The sequence below is a fragment of the Streptomyces iconiensis genome (assembly GCF_028657195.3).
GTDB lineage: Bacteria > Actinomycetota > Actinomycetes > Streptomycetales > Streptomycetaceae > Streptomyces > Streptomyces iconiensis.
In genome coordinates this window covers 25,113-38,299 of the sequence record NZ_JANCPR020000028.1, presented here as the reverse complement: position 1 = coordinate 38,299, position 13,187 = coordinate 25,113, and the positions used below count along the sequence as shown (strand labels likewise).

Annotated in this window: 9 protein-coding genes; 4 read left to right on the top strand and 5 right to left on the bottom strand. The window is 70.6% G+C overall.

Annotated features, from left to right (window positions below; genetic code table 11):
- Positions 1–84: 84 nt before the first annotated feature.
- The 4 genes from NMN56_RS25780 to NMN56_RS25765 form a co-directional block, all read right to left on the bottom strand.
- Positions 85–1,833, bottom strand: coding sequence for a serine/threonine-protein kinase (locus tag NMN56_RS25780; RefSeq protein ID WP_274041764.1), 1,749 nt, complete (start codon positions 1,831–1,833; stop codon positions 85–87).
- Positions 1,834–2,016: 183 nt separating this feature from the next.
- Positions 2,017–2,796: a thioredoxin domain-containing protein gene (locus NMN56_RS25775; protein ID WP_274041763.1), complete on the bottom strand. Its 780-nt coding sequence runs from the start codon at positions 2,794–2,796 to the stop codon at positions 2,017–2,019.
- Positions 2,797–2,849: 53 nt separating this feature from the next.
- Complete coding sequence (locus NMN56_RS25770) at positions 2,850–3,545, bottom strand: hypothetical protein (protein ID WP_274041954.1); 696 nt, start codon at positions 3,543–3,545, stop codon at positions 2,850–2,852.
- A 265-nt stretch (positions 3,546–3,810) separates the two neighbouring features.
- On the bottom strand, positions 3,811–5,139 hold the full coding sequence (locus tag NMN56_RS25765; RefSeq protein WP_274041762.1) for a DUF2252 domain-containing protein: 1,329 nt from the start codon (positions 5,137–5,139) through the stop codon (positions 3,811–3,813).
- Positions 5,140–5,285: 146 nt separating this feature from the next.
- Between NMN56_RS25765 and dnaE the strand changes: the two genes are divergently transcribed.
- Complete coding sequence (gene dnaE, locus NMN56_RS25760) at positions 5,286–8,831, top strand: DNA polymerase III subunit alpha (RefSeq protein WP_274041761.1); 3,546 nt, start codon at positions 5,286–5,288, stop codon at positions 8,829–8,831.
- A 290-nt stretch (positions 8,832–9,121) separates the two neighbouring features.
- On the opposite strand, the gene NMN56_RS25755 is transcribed toward dnaE, so the two are convergent.
- The gene (locus NMN56_RS25755; protein ID WP_274041760.1) at positions 9,122–9,295 is read right to left on the bottom strand and encodes a hypothetical protein; all 174 of its coding nucleotides are present in this window, start codon (positions 9,293–9,295) and stop codon (positions 9,122–9,124) included.
- A 281-nt stretch (positions 9,296–9,576) separates the two neighbouring features.
- Here NMN56_RS25755 and NMN56_RS25750 point away from each other — a divergent pair, with 281 nt between their 5' ends.
- The 3 genes from NMN56_RS25750 to NMN56_RS25740 all read left to right on the top strand — a co-directional run bounded on the left by NMN56_RS25750 (position 9,577) and on the right by NMN56_RS25740 (position 13,157).
- Positions 9,577–10,893 carry an NYN domain-containing protein gene (locus tag NMN56_RS25750; protein WP_274041953.1) on the top strand — a complete coding sequence of 439 codons (1,317 nt, stop codon included), beginning with the start codon at positions 9,577–9,579 and terminating at the stop codon, positions 10,891–10,893.
- Positions 10,894–10,987: 94 nt separating this feature from the next.
- On the top strand, positions 10,988–12,052 hold the full coding sequence (locus tag NMN56_RS25745; RefSeq protein ID WP_274041952.1) for an ABC transporter ATP-binding protein: 1,065 nt from the start codon (positions 10,988–10,990) through the stop codon (positions 12,050–12,052).
- A 262-nt stretch (positions 12,053–12,314) separates the two neighbouring features.
- Positions 12,315–13,157 carry an ABC transporter permease gene (locus NMN56_RS25740; protein WP_430542708.1) on the top strand — a complete coding sequence of 281 codons (843 nt, stop codon included), beginning with the start codon at positions 12,315–12,317 and terminating at the stop codon, positions 13,155–13,157.
- Positions 13,158–13,187: the final 30 nt, after the last annotated feature.

Here is a 13,187-nt window from a genome sequence, read left to right as displayed (position 1 = left end):
ACGTCATTTGCGAGCCTGTAGCGCGTCGTCTTTCCTGAGAGCCAGTAGGACGCCGTTCCTGTCGGTGCGCTGGGAGCCGGCGGCTCAGCGTGAGCAGCGGCCGATGACGCGGTCCGTCTTCGGGGCACAGATGTAGACGCGGTCGGCGCTGTTGTGGCTCACGTAGCGGCCCGCGCACTGGTTGGATCCTGTGAGTCCGTTCTTGGAGCACCAGGCCGCGGCCCGGTGGCCGTCGGGGAAGCCGTGGGGCGACACCGAGTGGTAGAACATCCAGTAGCCGGGGCGCAGAGAGGCGAACTTGTCGCTGTCCACATAGCGCACCGCGTCCGTCTTGGCGTTCAGCGCCGCACTCATCTTGTCGCGGGCTTCCGTGCCCTCGCTCTTGGCGACCGAACCGAGCTGCGCCACCCAGGAGTTGGCGAGGCCGATGCCGGGCCTCGCGGTGCCGTTGCCCGGGCCCTTCGTGGGCTGTGAGGGCCCCTTCGTCGGCTTCCCGTCGTTCCCGGGGGAGGCGGAGGAGCCGGGGGAGGCCGGGGCGGAAGTGGCGGGCCCCGCCGAGCCGTCGGCCGCGTCGCCCGTGTCGTCACCCGTGTCGCCGCCGGGGCGCGTCAGCGCGTAGGCGCCGCCCGCGATCAGTGCGGCGACCACGACGACGCCCACGGCGGTGAGTGCCGTACGCCCACGCCGTTTCCCGGGCCCGTCGCCACCTGGCGCCCCGTCGCCTCCCGCTGTTCCGTCGCCTCCCGCTGTTCCGGCGCCGTGCGGCGGTCCGAACGCGGGGTGCGCCTGGCCCTGCGGGGGCGTGCCGGGCTGGAGTTGGCCGTGCGGCGGTGTGCCGGACTGGCGGTGGCCGGGCAGGGCAGGGCCGGCCTGGGACGTTGTGGGGGCCGTGTGGAGCCCCTGAGCGCTCATGTCGACCCGTGTGGGCGTGGCGGGCGCGACAGCGCGGCCTTCCGCCACGTCCGCCAGCATGCGGCTCAGCTCCTCGGCACCGGGCCGCACGGTGGTGTCCCGTACGAGTACGGCCTCCAGGACGGGGGCCAGGGCGCCGCTGCGTACGGGGGGCGGAACGGGGTCGTCCAGTACGGCGGCGAGCGTCGCCAGCGTCGTCGTACGGCGTAGCGGGCTGCGGCCCTCGGTGCACACGTACAGGGTCATGGCCAGTGACCACAGGTCGCTGGCCGGGTCGTCGTCGCTGCTCCTGATGCGCTCGGGCGCGATGTACTCGGGGGAGCCGAGGAACTCTCCGGTCGCCGTGACGCTGGCCGAGCCCTGGAGGGCCGCGATGCCGAAGTCGGTGAGGACGGCCGAACCGTCCTCGCGCAGCAGCACGTTGGCCGGCTTGACGTCCCTGTGCTGGATTCCTGCCGCATGCGAGGTGCGCAGCGCTCCCAGTACCTCAAGGCCCATGCGTGCGGCCTCTCGCGGCTCCAACGGGCGCTCTTCCAGGCGTGCTTCGAGCGAGCCGGGGACCAGCTCCATCACCAGCCACGGATAGGGGCCCTCGTCCACGATGTGGTGGATCGTCACCACATGCGGGTGGCTGAGCCTGGCCAGGGCGCGTGCCTCGCGCAGGACGCGCTCGCGCAGCGCCCGCCTGCCCTGGGAGTCCTGCCGCCGGGGATCGCCCCACCCCGGTTCGCCCGGGGCTGGTTCCTCGCCTTCGGCCAGTGGCGGCCGTACTTCCTTGATGGCCACCTCGCGGTGCAGCGCGGTGTCGCGCGCCCGCCATACCGTGCCCATGCCGCCCGCACCGAGTTTTTCCAGCAGCTCGAAACGGCCGTCGATGATCTGTCCGCGCTCTCCGCGTGCTCCCTGTGTGCCCCCAGCCATGGGGGTCAGCGTACGGGCTGGCCCGTACCGCGGCAGCGGTGACCGCCGGCCCCCGCCGTACGAGGGGCACGGGCGGCGGGGGGCGGCGGTGCCTGCGGTGCGCGGCAACGGGCAGGCCACGAAGGGGAAGTGGCCTGCCCGTGGCGCGTCGGTCACCGCGTGACCGCTACATGTTCGCCTTCTCTACTTCTTCTCTTCCTTCTTCTCCTCCGGCTCGCCGCCCGACTTCAGGTCGACGCCCATCTTCTTCAGCTCGGCCGGGAGGTTCTGCGGTTCGACCTTCTTGCCGTCGATCTTGACGGTGGGCGTGCTCTGGACCTCGGCGCCCTTGAAGCTGGAGATCATGTCTTTGGCCCACTTGTCGTACTTGCTGCTCTTGACGGCCTTCTCGAAGGTCTTGTTGTTCTTCAGCTCGGGGACCTCGTCCGCGACCTTCAGCAGGTACTTGTTGTCGGCGAACTTGTCCTCCTGCTCCGCCGGGTGGAACTCCTTCGAGTACAGGGTCTCGTGGTACTCCGTGAACGCCTTCAGGCTCACGGCCTTCGCCGCGCCCAGTGCACGGGTGGCGTTCTTGGAGCCCTCGCCGCCCATGTTGTCGTCGATGATCGAGCCGAAGTGCAGGCGCAGCTTGTACTTGCCGTCGTCGGCGCCCTGCTTGAGCGTCTCGCCCATGGTCTGCTCCAGCTGTGCGCACGCCGGGCAGCGCAGGTCCTCGTAGAGGTCGATCGTCTTCTTGGCCTTGGCACCGCCGGCCGTGACGGCCATGTCGGTTCCGCTGGAGTCCTTGTCGTTCATGCCGGCGACGAAGACGGTGATACCGGCGACGACGGCGAGCACCGCCACCACCGACGCCGCGACGACGAGCTGCCGCCGGGTCTTCTCCTTCTTCGCCTGCTTCTCCCGCTCGACACGCAGCCTCTCGCGGGCCACGCGCTTGGCTTCCTGGCTGTTGCGCTTGCTCATGACGTTTCTTCTCCGTGTGTACGTACGCGAATGCGGACCGTGTTCAAAGCCGCTCAGGCGGCGAGTACGGGCGGACCGCGGCGCGCTACGGAGTGGGTGAGCAGCGGCAGTGCGAGGGGTGTACGGGCGTCCGCCGTGCGCGGCATACGGGCGGGGATCACGCGCTGGCCCGCCGTACGGCAGACCGCGACCGCGAGGCGGAGCGGGCGGAAGGCGGTCGCGGCGACCGCGCGCATCAGCCGGGCCACGGCGGCCTCGCCCCGCCGCAGCCAGAAGGCCGCCAGCAGGCCGACGCCTATGTGCGCGGCGAGCAGCACCCAGGGGACAGCGGGTCCCGCCGTGCCGTCGGTGCCCAGCGGCAGGGCGCCGCCCCCTCCGCCGCCGGTCGCCATCCGCGCCAGCGGGGTACCCACGCTGCCGCCGCCGCACAGCAGGTCGAAGCCGACCGAGCGCAGGGGCCCGGCGACGGGGCCGCCCGCCTGCCCGTAACAGGCGTGCTGGCCCGTGGTGAAGACCGTGTCGGCCGCCAGCTCCAGCGGGATCAGCAGCGAGGCGATACGCCCGAAACCGCGCTCACGGCCCGCGAGGGCGAAGGCCAGCAGGAAGACGCCGGCCGAGACGGCGAGCAGCGGGGTGAGGGGCACGGGGGAGCCGGAGAGCAGCACATGGGCGCCGGCGGACAGTGTGACGCAGAGCGCGGTGAAGACCGCAGCCCGTGCTGTCCGTATGCCTGCCGCTCCCATGTCCATCGCCGCCCGAGTCTGCCACGGGATCACATAAGTGGTCCCTAAAGGGTGGGCACTCTCTGCTGTCCACTCCGTACGGTGCGCGCTTGTGCGGTACGGCCGGGCTCGGAGGCGCCTCTGTATCCGGGGCGCCCCCAGGCGCCGACTGCTCCGGCGCTGCGCTCTCCGGTGCTGCGCGAAGAGAGTGCCCCTGGTGGTGCTCTCCCGGCCGCCCTGTCCCGTTGTGGCTTGGCGCGTAGTTCCCCGCGCCCCTTTGGGGCGCCGTTGGCTAGACGCCCCGGATGCGGCCGTTGCGGAAGAGGTCGACGAAGATCTGGTGGTCGCGGCGGGCCGTGGCTCCGTAGTCGTGTGCGAAGTCCACCAGCATGGTGGTGAAGCCCTCCTCGTCGGCCCCGATGACCTCGTCGATGGCGCGCTCCGTGGAGAACGGCACCAGGCTGTGCCCCGACTCGGCCTCGTCCGCCGCCGCGTGCATGGCCGCCGTCGCGCGGCCCAGGTCGGCTGTGACCTGCGCGATCTCGGCCGGGTCAGCCAGATCCGACCAGTCCAGGTCGACGGCGTACGGGGAGACCTCGGCCACCAGTTGTCCGGAGCCGTTCAGCTCGGTCCAGCCCAGCCACGGGTCGGCGTGCGCCTGGAGCGCGCGCTGCGAGATCACCGTGCGGTGGCCCTCGTGCTGGAAGTAGTCGCGTACGGCACGGTCGGTGATGTGCTGGGAGACGGCCGGTGTCTGGGCCTGCTTCATGTAGATCACGAGGTCGTTCTCCAGCGCGTCGCTGTGCCCCTCCAGCAGGATGTTGTACGAGGGCAGGCCCGCGCTGCCGATGCCGATGCCCCTGCGGCCGACCACGTCCTTGACCCGGTGCGCTCCGGGCCGGTCGCGTGCCTCGCCGTGCGGGAGCGTCTCCAGATACGCGTCGAAGGCGTCCAGCACGGTCGCGCGGGTGTCCTTGTCCAGCTCGATCGCGCCGCCGCCCGGGGTGAACCTCCGCTCCCAGTCGCGGATCTCGGTCATCGTGCCCAGCAGCCCGAAGCGGGTGTTGGCGCGGGCGTCGCGCAGCGCGTCCAGTACGGGGCCCCGCGCGGTGTCCAGGGTGAGTGCGGGGGGCTCGTTCTCGGGGGCGCCCGAGGCGAGCGCCCGTATCCGCTCGCGGTAGGCCGTGGCGTACGTCGTCACCAGGGTGGTGATCTGCGCGTCGCTGAACGCCTTGCTGTACCCGAGGAGCGCCACGGAGGCGGCGAAGCGCTTGAGGTCCCAGGTGAAGGGGCCCACGTACGCCTCGTCGAAGTCGTTGACGTTGAAGAGCAGGCGGCCGTTGGCGTTCATGTAGGTGCCGAAGTTCTCGGCGTGCAGATCGCCGTGCATCCAGACGCGGCTGGTGCGCTCGTTCTGGAACGGGCCCTCGTTCCGCTCGCCGTCCAGGTCGGCGTAGAAGAGGCAGGCTGTGCCCCGGTAGAAGGCGAAGGCCGAGGCCGCCATCTTGCGGAACTTCGTCTGGAAGGCGGTGGGGTCGGCCTGCAGAAGGGTGCCGAAGGCCGTGTCGAAGACCTCCAGGATCTGCTCGCCGCGTTCTTCTGTCGTGCCCGCCTTGATCATGGGTGCGCTCCGGTGTGCGGTTCGGTTCGTACGGAGGGGCCAACGTGTACGGGTCCAGGGTGGTGCCCGGGGCGCGGGGATTGTCAGTGGCGGGTCGTAGACTCCTCACTCGCCCCAGAAGCCCGTGCCCGGAGGTGGCCTTCGTCGTGAGTGAGCAGCCCTTCACGCATCTGCATGTGCACACGCAGTATTCGCTGCTGGACGGGGCCGCCCGCCTCAAGGACATGTTCAACGCCTGTAACGAGATGGGCATGTCCCATATCGCGATGACCGACCACGGGAACCTCCACGGGGCGTACGACTTCTTCCATTCCGCGAAGGCCGCCGGGGTCACACCGGTCATCGGGATCGAGGCGTATCTGGCGCCCGACCACCGCAGGAACACCCGCCCGGTCAAGTGGGGCACCCCGCACCAGAAGCGCGACGACGTCTCCGGCAACGGCGCCTACACCCACATGACGATGTGGGCGCGGAACTCGACGGGGCTGCACAACCTGTTCAGGGCCCAGTCCCGGGCGAGCCTGGAGGGCTTCTTCCGCAAGCCCCGTATGGACCGCGAGCTGCTCGCTGAGTACGCGGACGGGCTGATGGCGACGACCGGCTGCCCCTCGGGCGAGGTCAGCACGAAGATCCGGCTGGACATGGAGGACGAGGCCCTCCAGGCGGCGGGGGAGTACCAGGACATCTTCGGCAAGGAGAACTTCTTCGTCGAGCTGATGGACCACGACATCCAGATCGACAAGCGGGCGCGTGCCGGCCTGGAGCGGATCGCGCGCAAGATCAACGCCCCGTTCGTGGTCACCAACGACTCGCACTACACGTACGCGAGCGAGTCGGCAGCGCACGACACCCTGCTGTGCATCCAGACGGGCAGCAACCTCTCCGACCCCGACCGCTTCAGCTTCGACGGCTCCGGCTACTACCTCAAGTCCGCGGCCGAGATGTACGCCATCGACTCCTCGGACGCGTGGCAGGAGGGCTGCCGCAACACGCAGCTCCTCGTCGCGCAGCGCGTCGAGACCGAGGGCATGTTCGAGCCGAAGAACCTGATGCCGAAGTTCGACGTCCCCGAGGGGTTCGACGAGGTGTCGTGGTTCCGCGAGGAGGTGCGCCGCGGCATGGCGCGCCGCTACCCCGGCGGCGTCCCGCAGGACCGCCAGGAGCTGGCGGACTACGAGATGAAGGTCATCATCGACATGGGCTTCCCGGGGTACTTCCTCGTGGTCGCCGACTTCATCAACTGGGCCAAGGACAACGGCATCGCGGTGGGTCCGGGCCGTGGTTCTGCGGCGGGCTCGATCGTGTCGTACGCGATGGGCATCACCGACCTCGACCCGGTCGTGCACGGGCTGATCTTCGAGCGGTTCCTCAACCCCGAGCGCATCTCCATGCCGGACGTCGACATCGACTTCGACGAGCGCAGGCGCGGTGACGTGATCCGCTACGTCACGGACAAGTACGGATCCGACAAGGTCGCCATGATCGGCACCTACGGCACCATCAAGGCCAAGGCCGCGATCAAGGACGCCTCCCGCGTGCTGGGTTACCCGTACGCGATGGGTGACCGGATCACCAAGGCCATGCCCGCCGATGTGCTCGGCAAGGGCATCCCGCTCTCCGGCATCACCGACCCGAAGCACCCGCGCTACAGCGAGGCGGGCGAGGTGCGGGCGATGTACGAGAACGAGCCGGACGTCAAGAAGGTCATCGACTCCGCCATGGGCATCGAGGGCCTGGTGCGCCAGATGGGCATGCACGCGGCCGGCGTGATCATGTCCAGCGAGCCCGTCATCGACCACGCTCCGATCTTCTCGCCGAAGAACGACGGCACGGTCGTCACCCAGTGGGACTACCCGAGCTGTGAGTCGCTCGGCCTGCTGAAGATGGACTTCCTGGGGCTGCGCAACCTCACGATCATGGACGACGCGGTCAAGATGATCCAGCGGAACAAGGACATCGACCTCAAGCTCCTCGATCTTCCGCTGGACGACGCCAAGACGTTCGAGCTGCTGTGCCGGGGCGACACCCTCGGCGTCTTCCAGTTCGACGGCGGGCCCATGCGCTCCCTGCTGCGCATGATGAAGCCCGACCACTTCGAGGACATCTCCGCCGTCTCCGCGCTGTACCGCCCGGGCCCGATGGGCATGAACTCGCACATCAACTACGCCCTGCGCAAGAACGGCCAGCAGGAGATCACTCCGATCCACCCGGAGCTGGAGGAGCCCCTCAGGGACGTCCTCGACATCACCCACGGCCTGATCGTGTACCAGGAGCAGGTGCAGAAGGCCGCGCAGGTGCTCGCGGGCTACAGCCTGGGCCAGGCCGACCTGCTGCGCCGTGCGATGGGCAAGAAGAAGAAGGAGGTTCTCGACAAGGAGTTCGTGAACTTCCAGAAGGGCATGCGGGACAACGGCTACTCCGACGAGGCGGTCACGGCCGTCTGGGACGTGCTGGTGCCGTTCGCCGGTTACGCCTTCAACAAGGCACACTCCTCGGCGTACGGCCTGGTCACGTACTGGACCGCGTATCTGAAGGCGAACTACCCGGCCGAGTACATGTCCGCGCTGCTCACCTCCGTGCGCGACGACAAGGACAAGTCGGCCGTCTATCTCAACGAGTGCCGCAAGATGGGCATCCAGGTGCTGCCGCCGAACGTGAACGAGTCGGAGGCCAACTTCACCGCCAGCGACGACTCCACCATCGTCTTCGGTCTGACGGCGGTCAGGAACGTCGGCCAGAACGTGGTCGACTCGATCGTGAAGTCCCGTAAGGCGAAGGGGAAGTACGTCTCCTTCCCCGACTTCCTGGACAAGGTCGAGGCGGTCGTCTGCAACAAGCGCACCGTGGAATCGCTGATCAAGGCCGGCGCCTTCGACGAGATGAAGCACACCCGCAAGGGCCTCACCGCGCAGTTCGAGCCGATGATCGACAACGTCGTGCAGGTGAAGCGGAAGGAGGCCGAGGGGCAGTTCGACCTCTTCGGCGACCTGGGCGGCGACGCCGGTGAGGACTCGGGGCCCGGCTTCGGGCTCGATGTGGAGTTCTCCGAGGAGGAGTGGGACAAGACCTATCTGCTCGCGCAGGAGCGCGAGATGCTCGGTCTGTACGTCTCCGACCACCCGCTGTTCGGGCTGGAGCACGTCCTGAACGACAAGGCGGACGCGGCCATCGCGCAGCTCACGGGCGGCGACTACTCCGACGGTTCGATCGTCACCATCGGCGGCATCATCTCCGGACTCCAGCGGAAGATGACCAAGCAGGGCAACGCGTGGGCCATCGCCACCGTCGAGGACCTGGCCGGTTCCATCGACTGCATGTTCTTCCCCGCGACCTATCAGCTCGTCTCCACCCAGCTGATCGAGGACGCCGTCGTCTTCGTCAAGGGGCGCCTCGACAAGCGCGAGGACGTGCCCAGGCTGGTCGCGATGGAGCTGATGATCCCCGACCTGAGCGAGGCGTCGTCCAACGCGCCGGTCACCATCACCATCCCCACGGTGAAGATCACCCCGCCGCTCGTGGAGAAGCTGGGATACGTCCTCACGCAGCACCGGGGCGCGAGTGAGGTGCGGGTACGGCTGCAAGGCGCCAGCAAAACCACGGTGTTGCGCCTCGACCGGCACAGGGTGACGCCGGACCCCGCACTCTTCGGCGACCTCAAGGAGCTGCTGGGCCCCGCCTGTCTGGCGAGCTGACTCCCGGCCCCGCGGCAGCGGCACCGGCAGGTCCTGGACGCGCCGTACCGGGACGACGGTGCCGTGGTCCGGGTCCGCCTCCGGGACGACGGTGCCGTGGTCCGGCTCCGGCTCCGGCTCCGGGACGACGGTGCTGTGCCCGGCGGGGAGTTGGGCCCGCTTGAGGTGGGCCGGCTCGGGCGCGGCGGCGCGGGAAGTGAAGTGACGAGCAGGGGCACCCCGCGAACCCGGGGTGCCCCTCGTGCTGCCCCTCATGGCGCGTTCACGCGCCGCCGGCCGCCGCGCTGCGGTCAGTTGTGGCCGAAGCGCCGCTGATGCTTGCGTGCCACATCGGCGGGGCTGCCCTGCGCCTTGGTCTGCTCCATGCCCGAATTCCTGACCTGCTCCTGCGTCTGCTCCTCGGCCGAGCGGTTCTGCTGCCGCTGCTGCTGACGGTTCTTGCCCTTGCCCTTGTTCTTGGCCATGATCGCCTCCTGGGGGACTCCGGACATCTGGCCGCGATCAGCGTTACACACCTCGACATACCGCGCATTTCCGACAGTTACCGTGTGTGAGAGGGTGACCGTTCGGCCTTCACGAAGGCGCCGCCACCGACTCGGCAGCGGCTGGAACGCCACGCCGATGATCGAGTTCCGGCTGATAACGCCCGCGCGGTCGGGCAGACTCGAAAGACACGGGGACGAACGGCCAGCACGCGCAGGCACAGCCTCGGCTGTACGTCATGACCGAGAGTGGGTGGAACGTCGTGGACCGCTGCGTCGTCCTTGTGGACGCCGGTTACCTGTTGGGCGCCGCCGCGAGTCTGCTGGCGGGGGAACCGACCCGCTCCCGGATCAGCGTCGACCACGCCGCGCTGATCCAAGCGCTGCGCCGGCAGGCCGAAGCCGATACGGAGCGCGCGCTGCTCCGTATCTACTGGTTCGACGGGGCGCCCGACCGGGTGCCCCAGCCCGAGCACCGCAGGCTGCGCGTCATGCCCCGGGTGACCGTGCGGCTGGGTGCTCTCACCCGTAGTGACGGCCGTTGGGCACAGAAGGGCGTCGACGCGGCCATGCACGCGGAGCTGACCGAACTGGCCCGTAACCGGGCGTGCTCCGACATCGTGCTCGTCACCGGCGACGGCGACCTGCTGCCCGGGCTGATGTCCGCCAAGGAGCACGGCGTCGCCGTCCATCTGTGGGCCGTCCAGGCCGCCGACGGTGACTACAACCAGTCAGAAGACCTCGTCGCCGAGGCCGACGAGCGCCGGGTGCTCGACCGCACCTGGATCACCCCCGTCGTCCACGCCCGCGACCTCACCGGCGTCTGCGCCCCGCAGCCGGCGCCCCGGCCCGAGATCGCCGCGATCCTCTCGGCGCCGCTGCCCGAAACCGCGAAGAACGGCAGCGGCGCCGACCGGCAGCCGTCCCCCGAGTCCCCCGAAGGGGCGCCCCCGCAGAAGGAACGCCTCGCCGAGGGTGTGGACGAGGCGCACGCGACCGGTGGGGCCGCCGAGGGTGCCAGGGGCGCGGCGGACCCCTCGGCCCCGCCGCGTGGCGAGAGCACGGGCGTGCCCACGCCGGGTGTGCCCACGCCCAAGGACCTCGCGGGGCTCGGCCGCCCGGCACCACCGGGGGGAGGGGCCACGGGACCGCCGGGTGCCACCCTGCGCTGGTCTTCCGACAGGGGCTGGGTGGAACGCGGTACGGCCGGCGAGGCGCCCGAGACCGCCGCGCTGCCGATGCTGGCGCAACTGACCACGGCCGAGCAGCGATGGGCCGACCGCGAGGAGGACATCACCGCGGTCAGCGGCGACCCCTTCGAGGTCGGCCAGGTCTTCGCGCGGCGCTGGATCGAACGGCTCACCACCGCCTCCCACCTGGAACAGCTCTCCACCGAGTACCCCCGTATCCCGCACCGCATCGACGGTGAACTCCTGCGCTACGCCGCCAGGTTCGGGCTCCTCGCGCACAAGGACGACCAGATCGACGAGCACGACCGCTACGCGATCAGGGCCGGCTTCTGGCGCGAGGTCGACACCCGTACGGGTACCTCACCGGAACACGCTCCGGCGGGCGACTGACAGGGCCCAGGCGGAGGCACGCAAGCTGGGGCGCGTACCCTCATAGTTCGTGAGAACGGGCACTCGGCAGGCGGTGGACAGCTCGGTGGACAGCGTGGAGACGCCGAACCGGGCCGAGTCACGCGCCGTGAGCGCGGTGAGCGTCGAGGGGCTCGTCAAGACATATCCCCCCGTACGCGCGCGCAGAGGCACCCCCGCCGCTCCGGCCGTACGCGCCAGCGACCGGATCGGCCTCGATGTGCGGCAGGGCGAGATCTTCGGGCTGCTCGGCCCCAACGGCGCGGGCAAGTCCACACTCGTACGCCAGCTCACCGGACTGCTGCGGCCCGACGAGGGCTCCGTCCAGGTGCTGGGGCACGATCTCGTACGCCATCCCGAGCGGGCCTCGCGGCTGCTCGCCTACCTCGGCCAGGAGTCCAGCGCGCTGGACGAGCTGACCGTGGGGCTCGCGGCCGAGACCACCGCGCGGCTGCGCGGACTGGAGACGGCGGCTGCGCGTGCGGCCCGGGACGAGGTGCTCGCCGAACTCGGACTGGAGCCGCTGGCGGGACGGCCCCTCAAGAAGCTCTCGGGCGGCCAGCGGCGGCTGGCGTGCGTCGCCTCGGCGCTGGTGGGCGAGCGGCCACTGCTCGTACTGGACGAGCCGACCACCGGCATGGACCCGCACGCGCGCCGCGCCGTGTGGGCCGCCATCGACCGCAGGCGTGCCGAACAGGGCGCGACCGTACTGCTGGTGACGCACAACGTGATCGAGGCCGAGACGGTTCTCGACCGGGTCGCCGTCCTCGACCGGGGCAGAGTGATCGCCTGCGGCACCCCGGGCGGACTGAAGGCGAAGGTCGGGGACGAGGTACGGCTGGAGCTGGTGTGGCGTGAGAGGGCGCCCGTTGAGATCCCGGAGGTCGCCGCGCTGGGCGTGACGGCGCGGGCCTCGGGCCGCCGCTGGACGCTCCGGCTCTCCCCGCAGGAGGCACGCGAAGCGGTCGCGCTCGTCACCGGCGGCCCCGCCTTCGCCGCGCTGGACGACTTCCGGCTGGCCACGCCGAGTCTGGAGGACGTGTACGTGGCGCTCGGCGGGCGGCCGGAGGGCACGAACGGCGAGCCCGGTGAGCACGGTGAGCCCGGCGGAGACGGAGTCGAGGGCCTGGTGAAGGCGTGAGCGCGTTCGGCACGGAGACCGGCATGGACACCGGGCTGGACGCCGGCATGGAAACGGTCACCGGCACGGGCATGGACCGTCAGCGCAGTACAGGCGTCCCCCGGGGCACGGACGGCCGACGAGGCACCGGCGGCCCCCGAGACGCGGGCCGCCCCCGGCACGCAGGCGCTGTCCGGCGTAGGGGCACGGAAAGCACGCGAGGTACGAGGAACGCGAGGGGCGGGGTCGTGTGAGTACGGCTGCGGAGAACAGAGCGGTGGTCGTGGACGCGCCGCCGGGCGCTGGGGCCGTGACGGTGGAGCGGGCCGCGCCCGCCGGGGCCCGCGGTGCGGGGGCCGGAGTGAACGGGCCCGCCGTGCTGGCGCCCCGCGCGCGGCTGTGGCCCGCGCTGGGCGCCGTCTACCGCGCGCAGCTCTCGCGGGCCCGTGTGGCGCGTATCCCGCTGCTGTTCGTGGCCACGTTCCAGTCGCTCGGCATCATGATCCTCATGCGCGGCGTCGTGGACGGCGGTGCCGAGGCGCGTGCCGTGGTGGCCGGGTCCAGCGTGCTGGTGGTCGCCTTCGTCGCGCTCAACCTGCTCGCGCAGTACTTCGGTCAGCTGCGGGCCAGCGGCGGCCTCGACCACTACGCGACGCTGCCCGTGCCCGCCGCCTCCGTCGTACTGGGGGCCGCAGCCGCCTACGCGTCGTTCACCGTGCCCGGAGTCCTGGTCACCGCCGTCGCCGGGAGCGTGCTCTTCCAGCTGCCGCTGGGCGGGCTGTGGGTGCTCGTCGCCGTCATCCCCCTCGCGGGTGCGGCGCTCGCCGGGCTCGGTGCGGCCCTCGGGCTGCTCGCACCCCGGCCGGAACTCGCCACGCTGTGCGGCCAGTTGGGGATGTCCGCCGCGCTGTTGCTGGGCGTGCTCCCGGCCGGGGGTATGCCCCTGGTCGTCCAGTGGGTGCGGGATCTGCTGCCGTCCACGTACGGCGTCGAAGCCTTCGCCAGGACCTTCGAGGCGCGTCCCGACTGGGGCGCCGTTCTGCTGGATCTCGGGGTGTGCGCGGCTGTCGGGGTGCTCTCGCTGGCCCTGGCCACCCGGGCCTACCGCTGGGCCGCCACGCGCTGAGACGGCGCGTTCCGGCGGCGTGCGGCGCCG